Source organism: Stenotrophomonas maltophilia, from assembly GCF_013464915.1.
GTDB classification, from domain to species: Bacteria; Pseudomonadota; Gammaproteobacteria; order Xanthomonadales; family Xanthomonadaceae; genus Stenotrophomonas; species Stenotrophomonas maltophilia_AT.
In genome coordinates this window covers 1-20594 of sequence record NZ_RAVT01000038.1, presented here as the reverse complement: position 1 = coordinate 20594, position 20594 = coordinate 1, and the positions used below count along the sequence as shown (strand labels likewise).

The 20594-nt window shown below is 67.1% G+C and carries 17 protein-coding genes; 12 read left to right on the top strand and 5 right to left on the bottom strand.

The features are described 5' to 3' along the window. Window positions 1–42: 42 nt before the first annotated feature. Window positions 43–921, top strand: coding sequence for a hypothetical protein (locus D7T59_RS13720; protein WP_180852654.1), 879 nt, complete (start codon window positions 43–45; stop codon window positions 919–921). Then, the gene (locus D7T59_RS13715; protein ID WP_180852653.1) at window positions 918–1370 is read left to right on the top strand and encodes a hypothetical protein; all 453 of its coding nucleotides are present in this window, start codon (window positions 918–920) and stop codon (window positions 1368–1370) included. Before D7T59_RS13720 ends, D7T59_RS13715 begins: the two co-directional genes overlap by 4 nt. Window positions 1371–1392: 22 nt before the next feature. On the opposite strand, the gene D7T59_RS13710 is transcribed toward D7T59_RS13715, so the two are convergent. Together D7T59_RS13710 and D7T59_RS13705 are read right to left on the bottom strand one after the other, a co-directional pair. After that, a complete protein-coding gene (locus D7T59_RS13710) occupies window positions 1393–2193 on the bottom strand; it encodes an MBL fold metallo-hydrolase (protein ID WP_164137554.1) in 801 nt (266 codons plus the stop codon). An 11-nt stretch (window positions 2194–2204) separates the two neighbouring features. After that, window positions 2205–3023, bottom strand: coding sequence for a S1/P1 nuclease (locus D7T59_RS13705; RefSeq protein WP_164137555.1), 819 nt, complete (start codon window positions 3021–3023; stop codon window positions 2205–2207). Window positions 3024–3137: 114 nt separating this feature from the next. Here D7T59_RS13705 and D7T59_RS13700 point away from each other — a divergent pair, with 114 nt between their 5' ends. Then, entirely contained in the window at window positions 3138–4265 is a 1128-nt protein-coding gene (locus D7T59_RS13700; protein ID WP_180852652.1) for a GGDEF domain-containing protein, read from the top strand. Window positions 4266–4498: 233 nt separating this feature from the next. Here D7T59_RS13700 and D7T59_RS13695 read toward each other — a convergent pair whose 3' ends face one another. Further along, window positions 4499–5128, bottom strand: coding sequence for an OmpW/AlkL family protein (locus D7T59_RS13695; RefSeq protein WP_049432699.1), 630 nt, complete (start codon window positions 5126–5128; stop codon window positions 4499–4501). A 192-nt stretch (window positions 5129–5320) separates the two neighbouring features. On the opposite strand from D7T59_RS13695, the gene gap reads away from it, so the two are divergent. The 8 genes from gap to D7T59_RS13655 all read left to right on the top strand — a co-directional run bounded on the left by gap (window position 5321) and on the right by D7T59_RS13655 (window position 17101). Beyond that, window positions 5321–6325 (top strand): type I glyceraldehyde-3-phosphate dehydrogenase, encoded by a 1005-nt coding sequence (gene gap / locus D7T59_RS13690; RefSeq protein ID WP_005410838.1) that lies wholly within the window; start codon window positions 5321–5323, stop codon window positions 6323–6325. A gap of 125 nt (window positions 6326–6450) precedes the next feature. After that, on the top strand, window positions 6451–9120 hold the full coding sequence (locus D7T59_RS13685) for a DUF2339 domain-containing protein (RefSeq protein WP_180852651.1): 2670 nt from the start codon (window positions 6451–6453) through the stop codon (window positions 9118–9120). Further along, complete coding sequence (locus tag D7T59_RS13680) at window positions 9117–10493, top strand: DUF3999 domain-containing protein (protein WP_180852650.1); 1377 nt, start codon at window positions 9117–9119, stop codon at window positions 10491–10493. The genes D7T59_RS13685 and D7T59_RS13680 overlap by 4 nt, the downstream gene beginning before the upstream one ends. A gap of 631 nt (window positions 10494–11124) precedes the next feature. Next, on the top strand, window positions 11125–12300 hold the full coding sequence (locus tag D7T59_RS13675; RefSeq protein WP_106551323.1) for a phosphoglycerate kinase: 1176 nt from the start codon (window positions 11125–11127) through the stop codon (window positions 12298–12300). Then, window positions 12297–12950 (top strand): HAD hydrolase-like protein, encoded by a 654-nt coding sequence (locus D7T59_RS13670; RefSeq protein ID WP_180852649.1) that lies wholly within the window; start codon window positions 12297–12299, stop codon window positions 12948–12950. Before D7T59_RS13675 ends, D7T59_RS13670 begins: the two co-directional genes overlap by 4 nt. A 209-nt stretch (window positions 12951–13159) precedes the next feature. Beyond that, a complete protein-coding gene (gene pyk, locus D7T59_RS13665; RefSeq protein ID WP_049427416.1) occupies window positions 13160–14626 on the top strand; it encodes a pyruvate kinase in 1467 nt (488 codons plus the stop codon). 195 nt (window positions 14627–14821) lie between these two features. Next, window positions 14822–15826 carry a class I fructose-bisphosphate aldolase gene (locus D7T59_RS13660; protein ID WP_049427418.1) on the top strand — a complete coding sequence of 335 codons (1005 nt, stop codon included), beginning with the start codon at window positions 14822–14824 and terminating at the stop codon, window positions 15824–15826. A 129-nt stretch (window positions 15827–15955) separates the two neighbouring features. Next, the gene (locus tag D7T59_RS13655) at window positions 15956–17101 is read left to right on the top strand and encodes an iron-sulfur cluster assembly protein (RefSeq protein WP_164139370.1); all 1146 of its coding nucleotides are present in this window, start codon (window positions 15956–15958) and stop codon (window positions 17099–17101) included. Between the two features lie 92 nt (window positions 17102–17193). Here the strand turns inward: D7T59_RS13655 and D7T59_RS13650 are convergent, their stop codons facing one another. Together D7T59_RS13650 and cysK are read right to left on the bottom strand one after the other, a co-directional pair. Then, on the bottom strand, window positions 17194–17793 hold the full coding sequence (locus tag D7T59_RS13650; RefSeq protein ID WP_180852648.1) for an O-acetyl-ADP-ribose deacetylase: 600 nt from the start codon (window positions 17791–17793) through the stop codon (window positions 17194–17196). A 267-nt stretch (window positions 17794–18060) separates the two neighbouring features. Continuing rightward, window positions 18061–19020, bottom strand: coding sequence for a cysteine synthase A (gene cysK / locus D7T59_RS13645; RefSeq protein WP_180852647.1), 960 nt, complete (start codon window positions 19018–19020; stop codon window positions 18061–18063). Between the two features lie 208 nt (window positions 19021–19228). Between cysK and D7T59_RS13640 the strand changes: the two genes are divergently transcribed. Next, window positions 19229–20212: a LysR family transcriptional regulator gene (locus D7T59_RS13640; protein ID WP_180852646.1), complete on the top strand. Its 984-nt coding sequence runs from the start codon at window positions 19229–19231 to the stop codon at window positions 20210–20212. Window positions 20213–20594: the final 382 nt, after the last annotated feature.

Sequence of the window (20594 nt, the reverse complement as noted above, 5' to 3'; positions counted from 1 at the left end):
CGCAGGCGTACAGTGCGGGCGACACGGCAACGGAAGCTGGGGATGAAGATCTGGACAATCATGCTGGCCGGGCTTTCCTGCGTACTGGCCGGTTGCACGCCGCATGGGCAGGACAAGCACGACCTGGACGCGTATCGAAATGCTCCGCCGGCCTGCTCGGCCGGCGGCTACCTGGCAGCGCTGGACGAGCCCGCGCGCGTGGCGTATCTGCGGGGGGCGCTGCAGATTCGCCCGCGATCGCCCTGCATCGCCGAACTGCTCGCCACCCAGCCGCCGGCCCTCCTGAAGGTTGCACGGCAGGCGATCCTCGATGGGGGAGAGCGCAGTGATCTTTCGCTTCTGGTCGGCGCGGTGGCAATGAAGGTCGATCGCGGCGAAATCACCGCTGCACAGGTGGATGCGTTGCAGTTGCAGGCGGCCTGTGCCGATTCCGCGGAAGCGCCGGTGCAATGTGCGGAACAGCTGCAGCGCCTGCGGCAGGCCCTGCAGGTACTGAAGGCCCCTTCCTCGCGTGTATTGACGCAGAAGTCGAAGGTACGCCTGTCAGACGCATCTGCCACCCGACGGGTGGAAGCCACACTTGCCATGCGCACGGCCGATGCACCGGCCGCAAGCGGAGTTGTGTGCGGCGGAACCACCTCGCCATGCCGCGAGGTCACGCACCTGGAACTGCGCGTGGACGGTCAGCCGGTTCCCGTGGCGTACTCGGTGTACCGCGATCTCTTCGATCTGCACCGCGGAACCCTGAAGGCAGATGCTGGTGGCGGCGTGCTGGACCTGCAGGGCGGCGACGCATCGGAGAGCTACAACGTGCGTATCCGCTTCGATGCCCAGCGCGTGCTGTCCCGGCAGATGTTCGTGGGCACCGCGCAGGATGATCTGCTGCAGGAAACCATCTATCACGAGGTGATCTACGAATGATCAGAGCGCTCGGTACCATCATCCTGACGTACCTGGGGCTGCACATGACGCCTTGCCTGGCCACGGAGCGGGACCAGGGCGCCGATATGGTGGTCATCGCAACCCGGTTCATTGCCGTCCACGATGCGCGTGCTGGCACAGCGCGCAATGCAGACGAACCCTTCATCGAAGACCGTGTGATCCCTGCTGTACACGCGATGGTGGAACGCGATGGCGGTCGACTGACGCGGGCGCAGCTGCAGGCACTGATCGATTTCATGATCGTGGCCGATGGCATGGCCAGTGAAGAAATCAGCGAGATGGCCGCGACGCTCTACCGCAAGCAGGGGCCTGCAGTGTGCACCTTGTTGAAGAACACGCCGGCAACCCGCCGCAGCGTCGTCATTGCGCGCATACGCAGTGGCATTGCGCCCACGGGCGCACGGAGCAGCGCTGCAGTGTGCCGGTGATGCCTGGCTCCGGCGCGAAGGCTTACGCCCCGCCCTGGATGTTGGCCTTCACCGCGGGCTGCATCAGCTTCGGTTCTTCCAGCGTCGCATCGCGGGCCTGGCGCACGCTGACGAACTCCGCCTCGGCCACGCCGTCGTGCACGTGGATGTTGTGCGCGCGCTGTTCGCCGATGGTGGTTTCGCTGGCGAATGCACGACCACCCGGGCCGTAGTCGTGGCAGACGAACACGCGCGTCGCATCGGGCAGGGCCAGCAGGCGCTGGATCGAGCGGTACAGCTGCGCGGCATCGCCACCAGGGAAGTCGCAGCGGGCGGTGCCGCCGTCGGGCATGAACAGCGAGTCGCCGGTGAACAGTGCATCGCCGATCAGGTAGGCGACGCTGTCGCTGGTATGCCCGGGCACGGCGATCACCTGCCCATCCAGCCCACCCAGGGCGAAGGTTTCGCCATCGCTGAACAGGTGGTCGAAGATCTCATCCGCACCAGGAAGCTGCAGGCCATAGCGTGGTGCAAACGTTGCCTGTACTGCACGGATGCCTTCGCCGATGGCGAGCGTGGCCTGCGGGAAGCGCCGCTTGAGCCGACGCCCCGCCGACACATGGTCGGCGTGGGCGTGGGTTTCCAGCAGCCAGCGCAGCTGCAGGCCTTGTTGCTCGAGGGTCTGCAACGCGGCATGCAACGGTGCTTCGCTGCTGGCGTCGGTGTCCGGGTCGTAGTCCAGGACCGGGTCGATCAGCGCCGCCTCGCCGCTGGCCGGGTCGCTGACCAGGTAGCTGAAGGTATTGCTGTCACGGTGGAAGAACGACTGCACCTGGACTGACATTGGAACGCTCCTCAGCGCGTGCCGAGCACGCGGTTCAGCAACTGCGCCAGGTTCTCACCGGCCAGTCGCAGCTGCGCTTCGGCCAGCGGCCGGTAGCGCTCGGTGTATTCGTCACCGATTTTACGCGTGGCTGGGTAAACGCCAGCTTGCATGGAAATGCGGCAGCTGGCCTCGGCCCAGGTCTGCGGGTCGCGTTGCGGGTTGGACTGGCGCGCCAGCTTCGGCGCGCGCTGGCTCTGCAGCAGCGGCAGATAGCCGGCATCGTCCAGCTTGCGGGTGTTGAGCATGCCGCTGTCCCACAGCGAATGCAGGTTGGTACCACGGTTGCCGAACTGCAGCTGGAAATCGTTGCCGCCCTTGTCGTGGGCGTAGCCGGCATGCATCGGCTGGTGGATGTCACCCACCAGATGCACGACGAACTTCAGCGCCTGCAGGCGCTCGCCGTCGGTCAGGCTGCGGTCGCCGAGGATGGCGCTTTGTGCCTTCAGGGCCTCGACGATGCAGTTGCCGCTCTTGCAGTGCTTCGGTGCTTCGTAATGGCAGTTGTCTTCGGCGATGTTGACGTAGTGCCAACCGGCCGAGCGTCGGCCCAGGCCGGGATCCTTGGCGCGCAGCTGGTCGGCCCAGGGGGCGATGCTGGCCAGGGTCGCGTCTGGCTCGGTGGCCAGCAGGCGGTCCACTTCGGCACGGGCGGTAGGGTTGAGGCGGGCGTCGGCGACCTCGGCGACAAGGCGGTGGCCTTGCGCGCCCCAGGCATGGGCCGGGGCGGAAGCGGACAGCAGGGCCGGCGCCAGGGCGGCGGCGAGGAACAGGGAGTGCAGGGCTTTCATGCGCATATTCTAGCGGTGTGGGGCTGGCGCGGGCTTTACCGGGCCGGGTGTCCGCCACACAGCCTTGATGCATCGGCCGCTAGGGTGACCCGGGTACACGCGGGGGAGGGGCTGATGGCGATCACGGACAGGCGCATCATGGTCGGTCATCCGGATGACGACGGATTTGCCGACGCGTTCAATGCCCAGGTGGTCTGGCGCATGCGCTGGGCCTGCGCCGTGGCAGGCGCGTTCTCGCTGGGCTTTGCAGTGCTCGATACCCGCTGGTTGCCGCCGGACGTGCACGCGCCGGTGCTGCGCTGGCGGCTGTTCGTTCTGCTGCCGGTGCTGCTGCTGGGCGTCGCGCTGACCTTCGTGCCGGTGCTGCGGCGCCATCTGCAGTGGCTGGGCGGCAGCGTTGTGCTGGTCAGCGGGCTGGCGCTGGTGACCATGATCTGGACCGCGCACCGTGCCGGCGTGAACTACCCCTACGAAGGCATCAGCCTGTTCCTGTTGTTGAACTACTTCCTGTGCGGGCTGCGTTTCGGGGTGGCGACGCTGACCGGAACCCTGATCGCGCTGGCCTTCGTGCTGGCTGAGTTGCAGGTGGGCCGGCACTGGGCGCAGATGCTGCAGAGCGTGATGTTCGTGCTGGCCAGCAACCTGGCCGGCATTGTCGGCAGCTATATTTCCGAACGGCAGACGCGCGCCACCTGGCGGGCCGAGCAACGCCTGGATGCGTTGGCCAACCACGATGGGCTGACCGGCCTGCTGAACCGACGCGCCTTCGATCGCCAGGCCAACCAGATCTTCCAGCGCTACCTGCGCACGTCGCATGCGCGCGGCGCGCTGCGCATCGCAATGATCGATATCGACTACTTCAAGCGCTACAACGACCACCACGGCCATCCCGCCGGCGACACCGTCCTGCATGCGGTGGCCACCACCCTGGCCGCGCAGCTGCGCGGTAGCGACTCGGTGGTCGCGCGCTACGGCGGCGAAGAGTTCGTGGCGCTGGGGCACTGGGTGCCAGGGCAACCGGAATCCGCACCGTTCGAGCAGCTTCGGCAACAGGTGCAGGCGCTGGCGATCGCGCATGCCGATTCGGATGCGGCCCCGGTGGTGAGCGTGAGCATCGGCGTCGCGCGCTGGCATGACGATGGTGGCGATACGCTGGAGCAGGCATTGGCACGCGCCGATGCAGCGCTGTACCGCGCCAAGGAAAGCGGCCGCAACCGGGTGGAAGTGGCGCCGGATCAGTAATCGACTGAAAGGCGGGCCGTTCATGCTTCTGTAGAGCCCTGCCATGCTCGGCTGCGCTTCTTCGGGTACCTGCGCGCTCCGCGCGATAGCCGAGCATGGCTCGGCTCTACAGAAGAGCGCGCCTGCGCATGCTTCCGAAAAAAAAGCCCCGGCAAAGACCGGGGCAACATGCTGCGAGGGTTTTGCGTGTAGCGGGGGAGCGGGGGCGAAGCCCCCGCGCTCAACACACCGCTTCAGAACTTGAAGACGTACGACGCACCGTAGACCAGCGGATCAATGTTGACCGTGCCGATCTTCTCGCCGTTCAACTTCACCTTGCTGTCGATGTCGATCCAGCGCATGTCCACGCGCAGGGCGCCCTTCTCGCCGATCGCGAAGTCGATGCCCGCATGCGCGGCCAGGCCCCACGAATCCTGCAGCTTCAGCTTGCTGCCGGCCAGCGCGCCGGTGGTGTCTTCGCTGAAGAAGGTCGTGTAGTTCACGCCGGCGCCGACGAACGGCGAGACCTTGCCCTTGCTGTTGAAGTGGTACTGCAGGGTCACCACCGGCGGCAGCTGCTTGGTGCTGCCCACGCGGCCCAGGCCGTTGATGTTGATGTCGTGCTTGAACGGCAGCGCGGCCAGCACTTCGATGCCCAGGTTGTCGGCGATGAAGTACTCGCCGGTGATGGTCGGCTTGACGTCGTTGTCGACGTCGACCTTCAGGGTGTGGCCCGCCAGCCAGCCGTTGTTCGACTTCGGCGCCACCTGGTGGATGCCGGCCGAGACGGTCCAGTCGCCCTTGGACTGGGCCATGGCCGGGGCGGCGGCGAGGGACAGGGCGGCGGCCAGGCCGGCCAGGATCAGGGGGGAGGTCTTGCGCATGGGGGTGATCTCGTTGCTGGGTGGATGGCGACAGTCTCGGCCTCACGCCGCGCTAACGCTTTGATCCGGATCAAATCCTGTCCGCCGGCCCTCTGGCCCGGGGGCTGGCCCACGGTGGCCAGCCCCGGTTTGCTAGACTTGTGGGCCCTATCCATCCCGCCGCACCCGTCGCGGCCGCAGGAGCTTGAGAACATGGCAATCAAGGTTGGTATCAACGGTTTCGGTCGCATCGGGCGTAACGTCCTGCGCTCGGCGGTGCTGAACTTCGGCGACGACATCGAAATCGTGGCCATCAACGATCTGCTGGAGCCGGACTACCTGGCGTACATGCTCAAGTACGACTCCGTGCACGGCCGCTTCAAGGCCGACGTGGCGGTGCAGGGCAACGACCTGCTGGTCAACGGCAAGAAGATCCGCCTGACCCAGGAACGCGACCCGGCCAACCTGAAGTGGGACGAAGTCGGCGCCGACGTGGTGCTGGAAGCCACCGGCCTGTTCCTGACCAAGGAAACCGCGCAGAAGCACATCGATGCCGGCGCCAGGAAGGTCATCATGTCGGCCCCGTCGAAGGACGACACGCCGATGTTCGTGTACGGCGTGAACGACAAGACCTACGCCGGCCAGGCGATCATCTCCAACGCCTCGTGCACCACCAACTGCCTGGCGCCGCTGGCCAAGGTCATCAATGACAAGTGGGGCATCAAGCGCGGCCTGATGACCACCGTGCATGCGGCCACCGCCACCCAGAAGACCGTCGATGGCCCGTCCAACAAGGACTGGCGCGGCGGCCGTGGCATCCTGGAAAACATCATTCCCTCGTCCACCGGTGCGGCCAAGGCTGTCGGCGTGGTCATTCCGGAACTGAACAAGAAGCTGACCGGCATGAGCTTCCGCGTCCCGACCTCGGACGTGTCGGTGGTCGACCTGACCGTCGAGCTGGAAAAGGAAGCCACCTACGCCGAGATCTGCGCCGAGGTGAAGGCACAGAGCGAAGGCCCGCTGAAGGGCATCCTGGGCTACACCGAAGACAAGGTGGTGGCCACCGATTTCCGCGGCGAGACCTGCACCTCGGTGTTCGACGCCGACGCCGGCATCGCCCTGGACGGCACCTTCGTCAAGCTGGTGACCTGGTACGACAACGAGTGGGGCTACTCGAACAAGTGCCTGGAAATGGCCAAGGTCATCGCCGCCAAGTAAGGCCGGCGAAGATCGCACACGGACCCCGGCCTGGCCGGGGTTCGTCGTTTATGGGGCCAGCCCTGTCGTAGCATGGGCCGGTCGACCGCTGCCGCTGGGGCGCGGGAACGCAATGGAAGCACGCAATGGAAGCTCTGATCGCCCTGGTCGTACTGGTCCTGCTGGCCATCCCGCTGCTGCTGGTGGTGGCGCTGGTGATGATCGCCGGCCTGCGCCGCCGCGTGGCCGCGCTGGAAAGCGCGCTGGCGGCCGCCCCTGCCACCCGGCCCGCCGACGCTGCCGCCGCAACGGACGCGGCGCCCGCACGGCCGCTGGCGACGCCCTCGGACAGCACCGATCCTCCGTTCCTGCGGCCGGTCGCTGCGGCGGCACCACAACCGCCGCAGCCGCCGGCGCCTGAAGCCCCGCCTGCCGAGACGCCTGCGCCCCGTCCGGTCACGCCGCCGCCGGTACCGGTGGCGCCACCGCTGCCGGCCGAACCGGTGCTGCCAAACGTCATCGAACGCGGCATCGGTGCGGTCAAGCGCTGGTTCACCGAAGGCAACGTGCCGGTCAAGATCGGCATGCTGGTGCTGCTGGCCGGTGTCGCCGCGCTGCTGAAGTACGTCAGCGACCAGGGCTGGCTGGTGCTGCCGATCGAACTGCGCCTGGCCGGGGTCACCGTGGGTGCGCTGGGGCTGCTGGCCTTCGGCTGGCACCAGCGCGAACGCAGGCGCATGTTCGCGCTGGCGCTGCAGGGCGGTGCCATCGGCGTGCTGCTGCTGACCATCTTTGCCGCCTTCAAGCGATTCGAGCTGGTCACCCCGGGCTTTGCCTTCGTCAGCTCGATCGCGCTGGTGGCAGGCCTGTGCGTGCTGGCGGTGGTACAGAACTCGCGCACCCTGGCGGTGCTGGGCATCCTGGCCGGCTTCATGGCGCCGTTGTGGCTGTCCACCGGCAGCGGCAACCACGTGGGGTTGTTCAGCTACTACGCGGTCCTCAACGCCGGCATCTTCGCCATCGCCTGGTTCCGCCCGTGGCGCGCGCTGAACCTGCTGGGTTTCGCCTTCACCTTCGGCATCGGTACGTTCTGGGGCGTGCTGCAGTACGCCCCGGACAAGTTCAGCAGTACCGAACCGTTCCTGCTGCTGTTCTTTGCCTTCTACCTGCTGATCCCGCTGCTCTACGCACGCCGGCAGCCGGCCGGCCGCCGCGACCTGGTCGATGGCAGCCTGGTGTTCGGTACGCCGCTGGTCGCGTTCTCGCTGCAGGCCGGCATGCTGCATGAGCAGCCGATGACGCTGGCCCTGTGTGCGCTGGGCCTGGCCGCGGTCTACGCGGTGCTGGCGTGGGCGTTGATCCGGCGTGCGTCGTACACCGTGCTGGCGCAGTCGCATGCGGTGCTGGCGGCGGGCTTTGCGACGCTGGCGGTGCCGCTGGCGCTGTCGGCACGCGCCACCGGCGCCGTGTTCGCGCTGGAAGGTGCCGGCCTGGCCTGGCTGGGGCTGCGCCAGAAGCGCTGGCTGCCGCAGGTGTCTGGCGCGTTGCTGCAGATGGGCGCCGCGTTCGCCTTCGTGGCCGGCGCCGATCATTGGCTTGAAGATGCCCGCTTCCTGCTCAACCCGACCGCCATCGGCGCGTTGCTGCTGGCGCTGGCAGGTTTCGCCTCCGCCTGGAGCTACCAGCGCCGGCCGCGCCATGAGGTCGCACTGGTCTACTACCTGTGGGGCCTGCTGTGGTGGCTGGGCGGCCTGGTGCACGAGATCACCCGCTTCTTCCCGTATCGCATCGAAGTGGACGCGCTGCTGGTGCTGGCTGCGGTCACCGCATGGCTGGCCGCCGAAATGCAGCGCCGCCAGCCAGCGCGTGCACTGGGCGTGACCGCGCTGGCGATGCTGGCGCTGGGCTTCCCGCTGGCGCTGATGCAGAGCGACGCGCACCACCAGCCGTTCGCCGGCTACGGTGCGTTGGCCTGGGCGGTGTTCGCCGTGCTCGGCGTGCGCACGCTGCTGTGCCTGCGCCAGGGCGGTGACAGCGTGGCGCGCATCGCGCAGTTCCTGTGGTGGCTGTTGTGGCCGTCCCTGCTTTCGCTGCTGGCCCTGTGGGGCGGTGGCGAGGCCGGTCTGGCGCAGGGGTGGACGCTGCTGCTGGTCACCCTGCCGTGGCTGCTGATGGCATCGCTGTCGCTGTGGCGCTGGAACACGCTGCGCTGGCCCCTTGGCGCAGCGTTCGACCGTGTGCGCACGCCGCTGCAGTGCGTGCTGTTCGGCCTGCTGTCGATCGGCTGGCTGCTGGGCCAGCTGTTGCCGGGCGATGCTTCCCCGCTGCTGTGGCTGCCGGTGCTGAACCCGGCCGAGCTCGGGCAGTGGCTGAGCCTGTTGCTGCTTGCGCGCTGGCTGTACAGCGACCAGGCGCCGAAGGCACTGCTGGGTATCCGCATGCCGCTGCTGTCACTGGCAACGTTCGTTGCGCTGACCAGCGTGGTGCTGCATGGCGTGCATCAGTGGGGCGGCCTGTCGTGGAACGCGTCGATGATGCGCTTCAGCCTGGCGCAGACCAGCCTGACCGTGCTGTGGAGCGTGCTCGGCGTGATCGCCTGGGTATGGGGTTCACGCCGCGGCCAGCGCGTGCTGTGGATGGTCGGTGCCGTGCTGATGGGCGTGGTGCTGGCCAAGCTGGTCATTGTCGATCGCCAGCACCTGGGCAACCTGCTGGGCATCGCATCGTTCATCGCCTACGGCCTGCTGTGCACCGTCGTGGGTTATCTGGCACCGGCACCGCCCAGCGCGGCGCCGACCGTGGAGGAAAAGCAATGAAGACGTGGAGCAGGGCGCTGCTGCCGGCGATGTTCGGCCTGCTGGCCGCCGTCGCGGCACAGGCCGCCGATTACCGCACGCAGTACGCCGAACAGTGGCCGCTGACCTTGTCCAGCGCGCAGTCCGGTGCCTATCGCGTTGTGCTGGAGCCGGCGATCTACCGTCGCGCCGGTACCGCGGACCTGAGCGATCTGCAGGTGTTCAACGCCGCTGGCCAATCGTTGCCGTCTGCACTGCTGGCGCCCGATCAGCCGCTGGCGCAGCCGCCGGTACAGCGTGAACTGCCCTGGTTCGCACTGCCGCCGCTGGCCGAAGCACAGCGCAACGATCTGCAATTGCTGACCGAGCGCGATACCGATGGCCGCGTGCGTCGCGTCGAGGCACGCGTGAGTGGCGGTGCAGTGGCGAACGGGCAGGGGGGCTGGCTGATCGACGCCAGCGTGCTCGGCCAGCAGCCATTGGCAGCCCTGGTGCTGGATTGGGCCGACAGTGGCCAGCCGCTGCAGGCACAGGTACAGCTGGATGCCAGCGACGACCTGCAGCACTGGCGTCCGATCGGGCGTGATATCCCGCTGGTCGACCTGCAGCGAGCTGGCAAGCGCCTGCTGCAGCGCCGTCTGCAGGTGGACGGCGAGGCCCGCTACCTGCGCGTGCTGGCGCAGGGCGATGCACGCCTGCCGACGCTGCGCAGCGTACTGGCCGAGCTGCCGCCGGCGCCGGCCACGCTGCCATGGGAGTGGCTGTCGCTGGAACCCACCTCGAAGGGCAAGGGTGAATACACCTTCGAGATGGATGGCCGTTTCCCGGTGGCCCGTGCGGATGTGGCCAGCACCGACAACAGTCTGGTGCAGTGGACGTTGTTCAGCCGCGACGACGAAAGTGCGGAGTGGCAGCGCCGCAGTGCGCCGTGGATTGCCTACCAGCTGCAGCAGGGCACACAGGGCCCGCGGCAGCAGTCAGCGGCGCAGCCACTGGGCGGCGTGCATCGCGACCGCTACTGGAAGCTGGTCGCGAACCCTGCAGAAACCGCGACTGCGCCGTCCCTGCGCCTGGGCTACCAGCCGGAAGTGCTGGTGTTCCTGAGCCAGGGCGCGGCGCCCTATGCGCTGGCGGTGGGCAGCAGCACTGCGCGCAGGATGGAGGCGCCGATCGGTGTGCTGATCGAGGAGCTGCGCCAGCGCAATGACCCGTCGTGGCAGCCGACGCTGGCGCGCCTGGAAGGCAGCCCGGAGCCGCTGGCCGGTGAGGCGGCGCTGCAGCCGCAACGTGACTGGAAGGCGTGGCTGCTGTGGGCGTTGCTGGGGCTGGGTGTGTTGGTTGTTGGCGGCCTGGCGGTCAGTCTGCTTCGGCAGAAGCCGGCGCCTTCGGCGTAGGTTCCGGCGAACGGCGCAGCCCCTCGTGGGTGGGGTTGGTCGTGCAAAGCAAAAGCAAAAGCCGCGCTTGGCCGGGCGGGGTGGGTTCGCGGGAGACGCCGTGAACCCGTCCTTGGGGGCTTGGCCGCGGCATCCATGCCGCAGACACTCCCGCGAACCCACCCCGCCCGGCCTCTGACGGTTTCCGTGTGCGTCCACCCACGGAAGAGAAAAAGAAGAGCAAGAGCGGAAGCGGGTCGCTTCGCTCGACGGCCATCGGGGTCAGATCCGTTTTCCGCAGGAAAACGGATCTGACCCCTTCCTTTTCCAACCGACATCAGAAACCGCTTCTGCCTTTGCCATCCGCTCCGCCACATGAACCTGTCGAGACCGGGGTGGTGTGGGCTGGCAGGGGTATCCGCGCCATGGATGGCGCGGCTAAGCCCCCAAGGACGGGTTTACGGCGTCCCCTGCCAGCCCGCACCGCCCCGGCCCACCCACAGCATCACAAGGCGCCAGCGCTTTGGCTCTGGCTGTTGCTGTTGCTGTGCGCCTCTGCCTGCCGCAGGCATCGGCCCTCCCACCACCCGCACCCGATACAATGGCCGTCTGCCGCACACCGGCATCCCGTCCCTGAGCCAAAGAGTTGCCCATGTCCATCGTCCGCATGACCGACCTCGACCTCTCCGGCAAGCGCGTGCTGATCCGCCAGGATCTGAACGTGCCGATCGAGAATGGCCGCATCACTTCCGAACAGCGCATCACCGCTTCGCTGCCGACGCTCAAGCGCGCGCTGGAGCAGGGCGCGGCAGTGATGGTCACCTCGCACCTGGGGCGCCCGAAGGAAGGCGTATGGACCGAAGCCGACTCGCTGGCACCGGTGGCGGCGCGCCTGTCCGAACTGCTGGGCCGCGAGGTTCCGCTGGTGCGCGACTGGATCGACGGCGTCGACGTGCAGCCGGGCCAGCTGGTGCTGCTGGAAAACTGCCGCATGAACGTCGGCGAGGGCAAGGACGATGAAGCCCTGTCGAAGAAGTACGCCGCGCTGTGCGATGTGTTCGTGATGGATGCCTTCGGTACCGCGCATCGCGCCCAGGCCTCCACCCACGGCGTCATCCGCTTCGCGCCGGTGGCTGCCGGTGGTCCGCTGCTGATGGCTGAGCTGGACGCGCTGGCGCAGGCGCTGGATGCACCGGCCAAGCCGCTGCTGGCCATCGTCGCCGGCAGCAAGGTCAGCACCAAGCTGGAACTGCTGGCCAACCTGGTCGGCAAGGTCGATCAGCTGATCGTTGGTGGTGGCATTGCCAACACCTTCATCGCCGCCGCCGGCTACAACGTCGGCAAGTCGCTGTACGAACCGGACCTGCTGGATACCGCGAAGAAGATCGTGGCCGATGCCAAGGCGCGTGGCGCCGACATCCCGCTGCCGGTGGACGTGGTCACCGCCAAGCAGTTCCTGCCCGACGCCGTCGCGGAAGTGAAGGCGGTCGACGCCGTTGCCGAAGACGATCTGATCCTGGATATCGGCCCGCAGACCGCCGCGCAGTACGCGCAGCTGATCGAAAAGGCCGGCACCGTGGTCTGGAACGGCCCGGTCGGCGTGTTCGAGTTCGAGGCCTTCAGCAAGGGGACCGAAGCACTGGCCCGCGCCATCGCCAGCTCGCCCGCATTCTCCATCGCGGGCGGCGGTGACACCCTGGCGGCAGTCGACAAGTTCGATATCGCAAAGGACGTCAGCTACATCTCCACCGGTGGCGGCGCGTTCCTGGAGTTCCTGGAAGGCAAGACCCTGCCGGCAGTAGCGGCACTCGACGCGCGCGGCGCATGAGTGCCGCCCACGGCAAGGATGTCCTGTTCTTCGACCTGGACGGCACGCTGATCGATTCGCAGGTGGGCATCACCGCCTGCATCGCCTACGCGCTGCGGAAGATGGACCATCCGGTGCCAGCGCAGGAAACGCTGCTGGGCTGGATCGGTCCGTCGCTGCGCACCACCTTCGCGCCGCTGTTCGGTGAACCGGCGCGGGTGGAGCAGGCGGTGGGCTATTACCGCGAGCGCTTCGATGCCGAAGGTTGGCGCGAGCACACGGTATACCCGCAGATTGAAGACACGCTGCGCACGCTGCATGGTCGTGGCCACCGCCTGGCGGTGGTCACTGCCAAGAACGAGCCACACGCGCGCCGCATCCTCGCCCACCTGCCATTTGGTGGACTGTTCGAGGAGATCGTCGGTTCGACCCTGGACGGTTCGCGCAGCCACAAGCCGGAACTGGTCGGTGAGGCACTGCGCCGCCTGCAGGTGCAGCCCGTGCAGTGCTGGATGATCGGCGACCGCCGCATGGACATCGAGGGCGCGCGCCACCACGGTCTGCGAAGCGTGGGCGTGCTGTGGGGCTTTGGTGGTGAAGCCGAACTCACTGAGGCCGGTGCGGGCCAGCTGGCCCGCGAGCCGGCACAGCTGACGACGCTGTTGGCCTAGGCTCCTGTAGAGCCGAGGCCATGCTCGGCTGCTTCGGCATGTGCCAGCCGAACATGGGCTCGGCTCTACGGAATGCCCTGCGCCAGCGTATGTCCGGACCATGTCCGTTCCATGACCCGCGGAGTCAGGCAGCACAAGGCTGTAACCGTATACATGCGGCGTGAAGGATGTGCTAATTTCCGTTCTTTATCGGGAGAGGCCCATTCACCATGTTCGAGCGTCAGCGTCGCACCAAGATCCTTGCCACCCTCGGCCCGGCCACTGATCCGCCGGGCGTGCTGGAGGATCTGTTCCGCGCCGGCGTCAACGTGGTGCGCCTGAACTTCAGCCATGGCGACCCCTCCGGCCAGGCCAAGCGCGCCGCCGAAGTGCGTGCCGCCGCCGCCCGCGTGGGCGTGGAAGTGGGCATCCTGGCCGACCTGCCGGGCCCGAAGATCCGCATCGAGCGCTTCGCTGAAGGCAAGGTGCAACTGAAGGCGGGCAACCGCTTCGACCTGATCGCCAGCACCAACGCCGGCCCCGGTGATGCCACCCAGGTGGGTGTCAGCTACCTCGGCCTGCCGCAGGACGTCGGCCCGGGTGATGTGCTGCTGCTCGACGATGGCCTGATGCAGCTGCAGGTGGTCGAGGTGCAGGGCGAACGCATCATCAACACCGTGCTCAACGACGGCGTGCTGTCCGACCGCAAGGGCCTGAACAAGCAGGGCGGCGGCCTGTCGCTGGGCGCGCTGACCGAGCGTGACAAGGAGCTGATCGGCATCGTCGCCAAGATCGGCGTCGACTTCATCGCCGTGTCGTTCTGCCGCAACGCGCAGGACATGAACGATGCGCGTGACATCGCCCGCTCGCATGGCTGTGATGCTGCGCTGGTGTCGAAGATCGAGCGCACCGAGGCCATCGAGAACCTGGAAGAAATCGTCGAGGCCAGCGACGTGGTGATGGTGGCCCGTGGCGACCTCGGCGTGGAAATCGGCGATGCCGAACTGCCGGGCCTGCAGAAGAAGATCATCAAGGCCTCGCTGGCGCAGAACAAGGTGGTGATCACCGCCACGCAGATGCTGCAGTCGATGGTGGAAAGCCCGATCCCGACCCGTGCCGAAGTGCTGGACGTGGCCAACTCGGTCATCGATGGTACCGATGCGGTGATGCTGTCGGCCGAGACCGCGGCCGGTGCCTGGCCGGTCAAGGCCGTCGAAGCGATGGCACGCATCTGCCTGGGGGCCGAGCGCCAGTTCCAGACCGAGACCGACTTCAACGCTTCGCCGCGCAACCTGGAACGTGCCGACCAGGCCATTGCCATGGCCACCATGTTCCTGTCCCAGCACGTGGGCGTGCGCGCGATCGTGGCGATGACCGAATCCGGTGGCACTGCGCGTTACCTGTCGCGTTTCCGCGCCAAGGCGCCGGTGTTCGCGGTGACCCGCCACGACGGCGCACGCCGGCAGATGGCGCTGATGCGCGATGTCTATCCGATCAATTTCGACAGCCGTGGCCTGACCCCGCGCGAAGCCGCGCGTGGCAGCATCCGCCTGCTGGTCGAAGCCGAACTGCTGCAGGCCGGCGACCGCGTCGTGTTCACCAGCGGCGAGCACATGGAAACCCTGGGCGCGACCAACACCCTGCGCCTGCTGGAAGTGGGCGACGACGGCCGCGCCATCGGCCTGGGCGACCTGTAAGTATTGTTGGCCCGGGCCGGAGCCGCGTTGCGGATCCGACCCCGGGGTCAGATCCCCGCAGGGGCTCTGACCCCCAACGGCAGGACATTCTTTGTCCTGTGCAGACTTGGAATCGTTTCCATCCTGACCTCGACACCGGGGCAACGGGCAGCGGGGCTATACTTACGTTTTTCCCGCACCCGCCACAGGAAATACATGAGCATCGAACAGCTGGCCGAAACCGCCCAGGCCATGGTCGCCCCGGGCAAGGGCATCATCGCGATCGACGAATCCACCGCTACCATCGCCAAGCGTTTCGCCGGCGTCGGTATCGAGAACACCGAGGAGAACCGTCGTGCCTACCGCGAGCTGCTGCTGACCACGCCGAAGCTCAACGAGCACATTTCCGGCGCCATCCTGTACGACGAAACCATCCGCCAGTCGACCAAGGACGGCGTGCCGTTCGCCAAGTACATGGCCGACCACGGCATGATTCCGGGCATCAAGGTGGACAAGGGTGCGCACCCGCTGGCCGGCTGCCCGGGCGAGCTGGTCACCGAAGGCCTGGACGGCCTGCGCGAGCGCCTGCAGGAGTACTACAAGCTGGGCGCGCGTTTCGCCAAGTGGCGTGCGGTCATCAACATCGGCGAGAGCATTCCGTCGGGCACCTGCATCGAGTCCAACGCTCACGCGCTGGCCCGTTATGCCGCCCTGTGCCAGGAATGCGGCCTGGTGCCGATGGTCGAGCCGGAAGTGATCATGGACGGCGACCACGACATCGAGACCTGCTACGAAGTCACCGAAGCCACCCTGCGTTCGCTGTTCGACGCGCTGTACCAGCAGAACGTGCTGCTGGAAGGCACCATCCTGAAGGCCTCGATGGTCATCTCCGGCAAGAACTGCGATGAGCAGGCCGACGTCGAGGAAGTGGCCGAGTCGACCGTGATGTGCCTGAAGAGCACCGTGCCGGCGATCCTGCCGGGCGTGGTGTTCCTGTCCGGTGGCCAGAGCGACGAGCAGTCGACCGAGCACCTGAACGCGATGAACCAGCTGGGCAACCTGCCGTGGCCGCTGAGCTTCTCCTACGGCCGCGCCATGCAGCAGGCCGCGCTGAAGCTGTGGGCCAAGGACATGAAGGGCAACTACGCCGCTGCCCAGAAGACCGTGTACGAGCGCGCCAAGGACAATGGCCTGGCCGCGCTGGGCAAGTGGAACGGTTGATCCGTCCCATCGCTGGATGAACAGGGCAACGCCGGCATCACGCCGGCGTTTGCTTTTGCGGGTATCGTTTCCGGCCCCGCGCGCCCGGCCGGCACGCGGGAACTACATGGAAGGCCAAGGAGAAACAACATGCGTTTGGCAGCACTCACACTGACCGTTGCCGCGGTCCTGGTCGCCGGCGGTTGCAACCGCATCGGCAGCAGTGGTGACGCAGGCAAGGCCGCGTCGCTCGATTTCGACAAGCCGGTGTCCGGCGAGATCACCTCGCGCAGCGGCATCAACTTCAACGACGGCAGCCACCACCAGCTCTACCAGATCAAGCTGGAAGACAAGGACCTGGTCGGCCTGAAGCTCACCGGTGCCCTCAGCGGCTCGATCGCCGTGTTCAACAACGGCAGCCTTGTTTCCACCAGCAACACCGGTTACGAACGCGAAGGCGACGTTTCGCTGGCGTTCCGTGCCAATGGCGGCGGCACCTACCAGGTGGCGGTCAATGCCGATGGCCCGACCGCCTTTGGTCCGTATCGCCTGCGCGCCGAGAAGCTGAAACCCTACGACGGCAAGCCGTTGGCGGGCAGTGGCGAAATCGTGGACATGCTGGCCAGTGACTCGCAGGACTACACCCTGCAGGTGGACAAGGCCGGCCTGTACGAAATCCGCCTGGTGTCGGATGTCTTCGATCCGGTGCTGAAGCTGTCGGGCCAGGGCGTTGAAGCCGAGAACGACGATGGCAACGACAGCACCAACTCGCGGTTGACCCTGTCGCTGAAGCCGGGCAAGTACACCCTGACCGCGCGCGGCCTCGGCAGCGGCGTCAATGGCATGTTCACCCTGTCGGCCAACCGCATCGAACTGCCGGGGAATCTGGTCGAACGCGATGGTACCGCCCTGCCGAAGTCGGGCAGCGTGTACACCATGCTGGACAACGACGGCCGTCGCCGCTTCCTGCTGACCCTGGATCGTCCCGCCGACGTGCGCCTGGATGCGATCTCCAGCCAGGTCGATACCGTGCTGCGCGTGGTCGGCGGCGATGTCGAGCTGACCAACGACGACGGTGGCAATGGCACCAATGCGCGGCTGGAAGAAACGCTGCCGGCCGGCCACTACACCGTCGACGTGTCCGGCCTGAACAATGGCGCAGGCATGGTGGAAGTGCGCGTGCAGGTGGATGGTGCCAGCGCTGACGGTGCTGCCGCCTCCGCGGCCCGTGCTGCTGCCGATGCTGCAGCCGCCGTGGCCGATGACGCTGCTGCGGTGGAAGCTGCCAGCCGTTGAGTGTGATCCACGCCATGCGTGGATGACATCAATGGTGCAACGGAAAAGGCCGGGCAATGCCCGGCCTTTTCCTTTCCACGCTGCGTCGCGTTTCAATGCGCGGCGGCAAGGCCTGCATCGCCCAGCGGCGGCAGCAGCGTGCTGCGTGGCTCGCTTTCCGTGCTCTGGCCGGCGGTGGCCAGCGCCTGCTGGTAGGCCTTGGCAGTGGCCGTGTTGAACGCGACCAGCACGATGCGCATCGGTTGCGCGTGGCTGCGCTGCCATGCCAGCGTTTCCGTCACCGCGATCTGTGCAGCCTGGTACAGCGGATAGCCATACACGCCGCAACTGATGGCCGGGAACGCGATCGACTGTACGCCCAGCGACTCGGCAAGCTGCAGCGATTTCCAGTAGCAGTTGGCCAGCAGTGCCGGTTCGTCGCGCTGGCCGTCGTGCCAGACCGGGCCGACCGTGTGCAGTACGTGGCGTGCCGGCAGCGCATGGGCACCGGTGGCGCGCACTTCGCCGGTCGGGCAACGCACGCCCGGGCGCAGCTCCGGCAGCTGTTCGCATTCGGTCAGCAATGCGGGGCCGGCTGCGCGATGGATCGCGCCGTCGACACCGCCGCCACCGAGCAGTGTTTCATTGGCCGCGTTGACGATCGCATCCACCGCCAGGGTCGTGATGTCGCCCTGCCAAACTTCGATCTTCATGCGTCCGTCTCCTGCCTGTGAGGTGATCCGCGCAGCTTCTGCGCCGGCTGTTCCCACGGTAGGGGACAGGGCATCGATACTGCGTCATGACCGTCTCACGCGCTGCGATCCGACGGCCTTCACGCACGATGGCGGGCGACGCCTTCACGCAGGCTGAAGCAGAAAGGGGGCAGAGCCCTTTGCCTGCGGAAGAGGGATCCGACCCCGGGCATCCAGCAGGAGGGGGTCGGATCCTTTTCCGAACGGAAAAGGCTCTGACCCCGGGCATCACGGCAGGCCGGCCAGCCACTCGTCGTCGGAGCCTTCATTCACATCGGCAAACAGCGGCGTGGAGAAGTAGCGTTCACCGGTGTCCGGCAGCATGGCCAGAATCACTGAGCCCGGTTCGGCGCGTGCGGCCACGTCCAGTGCGCTGGCCACGGTGGCGCCGGCGGAGATGCCGACGAAGATGCCTTCCTCCGCTGCCAGCCGGCGCGCGGTGGCGATGGCACGGTCATCATCAACCGACACCAGTTCATCCACCACATCGCGGTTGAGCACGTCCGGCACGAAGTCCGGGGTCCAGCCCTGGATCTTGTGCGGCTTCCAGTCATCGCCCTTCAGCAGTGCGGCGCCGGCCGGCTCGGTGGCGATGATGCGGGTCTGCGGGCGCGCGACCTTCAGTACTTCGCCCACGCCGGTGAGCGTGCCACCGGTGCCCCAGCCGCTGACGAAGTAGTCCAGCCGCCTGCCGGCGAAGTCGCGCAGGATCTCCGCGGCGGTGGTATTGCGGTGATACGCCGGGTTGGCCGGGTTGGCGAACTGGCTGGCCAGGAACCAGCCGTGCTGCTCGGCCAGTTCGCGCGCCTTGCGCACCATGCCGCTGCCGCGTTCGGCGGCCGGGGTCAGGATCACCTTCGCGCCATACGCGCGCATCAGCTTGCGGCGTTCCACCGAGAAGGTTTCGACCATGGTCGCCACGAACTTGTAGCCGCGCGCGGCGGCAACCATCGCCAGCGCCACGCCGGTGTTGCCCGAGGTGGCCTCCACGATCGTGTCGCCCGGCTTGAGCACGCCGCGCGCTTCGGCGTCGAGGATGATCGCCAACGCCAGGCGGTCCTTGACCGAGCCGCCCGGGTTGAACGACTCGACCTTGGCGTAGAGGCTGATCTGCGGCGGCGCCAGGCGCTGCAGCTTGACGATGGGGGTGTTGCCGACGGTATCGAGGATGGAGTCGTACAGGGCCATGGAAGCGCTCCGGAAACAGGGCCGCGCCGGACGCCGGCGGGCGGAAGGGGGAGGGCTGGCTGTTCAGGCCAGCGGCTGCCGGCTGACCGTAGCGCCGGCATATGACGCCCGGAAATGACCAGATACCTTTCTTAAACAACCTTTGGTTATAAGCTGGTGACGGCAATTGACCCTAGAGTGGACCTCCGCCCCACGCCGCCTGCCTCCCATGACGCTGACCCAGCTGCGCTACCTGGTTGCCATCGCCGACGCCGAGCTGAACATCACGCTGGCCGCCTCGCGCGTGCACGCCACCCAGCCCGGCCTGTCCAAGCAGCTCAAGCAGCTGGAGGACGAGCTCGGCTTCCTGTTGTTCGTGCGCAAGGGCCGCAGCCTGGAGTCGGTCACCCCGGCCGGCACCGAGGTGATCGCCCGCGCCCGCGCGGTACTGGCCGAGGCCAACAACATCCGCACCTACGCCGCCAACCAACGCCGTGAAAGCCAGGGCCAGCTGATCCTGACCACCACCCACACCCAGGCACGCTTCGTGCTGCCGCCGGCGGTGGCGGCCATCAAGCAGGCCTACCCGCAGGTGAGCGTGCACCTGCAGCAGGCCGGTGAAGCCGATGCACTGGACCGCCTGAACCAGGGTGATGCCGATATCGCGATCATCAGTACCGCAGGTGGCGAACCCACCGATGGCATCGCGGTGCCGCTGTTCCGCTGGCGCCGGTTGGTGGTGGTGCCCAAGGGCCATCCCCTGGATCGCGCCGGTCGCGCGCCTGACCTGGCCGCGCTGGCCCGCCAACCGTTGATCAGCTATGAATCCTCGACCCGGCCGAACTCGTCGCTGCAGCGCGCCTTCGCCGCCAACGGGCTGGTGCCGGACCTGGCACTGACCGCGCTCGATGCCGATCTGATCAAGACCTACGTGCGCACCGGGCTGGGCGTGGGCCTGCTGGCCGAGATGGCGGTCAGTTCCAACGACGAAGACCTGAGATCGTGGCCGGCACCGGACCCGATCACTGAGTGCATTGCCTGGGCGGTGCTGCCGCGCGACCGTGTGCTGCGTGATTACGCGCTGGAGCTGGTGCACGTGCTGGCACCGCAGATTGATCCGCGCGACCTGCGGCGGGTGCTGGATGGCAACCAGGCGGCGGCGTGGCCGCTGCCACCGACCTGGGAGTCGCTGACCCAGACCATCACGGTGTGAGGTGGGTCGAGCAGGGCTGCGCCCTGCACCTGCAGAGGCTTCAAGCCGAGGCAACAGCAACAGCAACAGCAGAAGCGGGCATTCCGTGGGATGGCGGGGCGGTGTCGGAGTGCGGGGACGCCGTAAACCCGTCCCTGGGGGCTTGGCAGCCGCATCCATGCGGCTGACACCCCGCACTCCGACACCGCCCCACCTCTGACAGATTCCGGCGGCTGTTGGTAGGTGTCGACCTTGGTCGACACGGTAGATCCACACCATGCGTGGATGAAATCTTTCAGATATCGAAATACATCTGGGGTCAGATMCGTTTTMCGAAGGAAAACGGATMTGACCCCGAGAGTGGTTMCGACAGACCGCAGAGATCTGTCGAAGGCGGGGTGGG

Bases quoted from the DNA above. Each gene is read 5' to 3' on its own strand.
- D7T59_RS13640 (WP_180852646.1), top strand. From the start codon at position 19,229: ATGACGCTGACCCAGCTGCGCTACCTGGTTGCCATCGCCGACGCCGAG.
- D7T59_RS13660 (WP_049427418.1), top strand. From the start codon at position 14,822: ATGAGCATCGAACAGCTGGCCGAAACCGCCCAGGCCATGGTCGCCCCG.
- D7T59_RS13650 (WP_180852648.1), bottom strand. From the start codon at position 17,793: ATGAAGATCGAAGTTTGGCAGGGCGACATCACGACCCTGGCGGTGGAT.
- D7T59_RS13655 (WP_164139370.1), top strand. From the start codon at position 15,956: ATGCGTTTGGCAGCACTCACACTGACCGTTGCCGCGGTCCTGGTCGCC.
- D7T59_RS13720 (WP_180852654.1), top strand. From the start codon at position 43: ATGAAGATCTGGACAATCATGCTGGCCGGGCTTTCCTGCGTACTGGCC.
- D7T59_RS13715 (WP_180852653.1), top strand. From the start codon at position 918: ATGATCAGAGCGCTCGGTACCATCATCCTGACGTACCTGGGGCTGCAC.
- pyk (WP_049427416.1), top strand. From the start codon at position 13,160: ATGTTCGAGCGTCAGCGTCGCACCAAGATCCTTGCCACCCTCGGCCCG.
- D7T59_RS13710 (WP_164137554.1), bottom strand. From the start codon at position 2,193: ATGTCAGTCCAGGTGCAGTCGTTCTTCCACCGTGACAGCAATACCTTC.
- D7T59_RS13700 (WP_180852652.1), top strand. From the start codon at position 3,138: ATGGCGATCACGGACAGGCGCATCATGGTCGGTCATCCGGATGACGAC.
- gap (WP_005410838.1), top strand. From the start codon at position 5,321: ATGGCAATCAAGGTTGGTATCAACGGTTTCGGTCGCATCGGGCGTAAC.
- D7T59_RS13685 (WP_180852651.1), top strand. From the start codon at position 6,451: ATGGAAGCTCTGATCGCCCTGGTCGTACTGGTCCTGCTGGCCATCCCG.
- D7T59_RS13675 (WP_106551323.1), top strand. From the start codon at position 11,125: ATGTCCATCGTCCGCATGACCGACCTCGACCTCTCCGGCAAGCGCGTG.
- cysK (WP_180852647.1), bottom strand. From the start codon at position 19,020: ATGGCCCTGTACGACTCCATCCTCGATACCGTCGGCAACACCCCCATC.
- D7T59_RS13705 (WP_164137555.1), bottom strand. From the start codon at position 3,023: ATGAAAGCCCTGCACTCCCTGTTCCTCGCCGCCGCCCTGGCGCCGGCC.
- D7T59_RS13695 (WP_049432699.1), bottom strand. From the start codon at position 5,128: ATGCGCAAGACCTCCCCCCTGATCCTGGCCGGCCTGGCCGCCGCCCTG.
- D7T59_RS13680 (WP_180852650.1), top strand. From the start codon at position 9,117: ATGAAGACGTGGAGCAGGGCGCTGCTGCCGGCGATGTTCGGCCTGCTG.
- D7T59_RS13670 (WP_180852649.1), top strand. From the start codon at position 12,297: ATGAGTGCCGCCCACGGCAAGGATGTCCTGTTCTTCGACCTGGACGGC.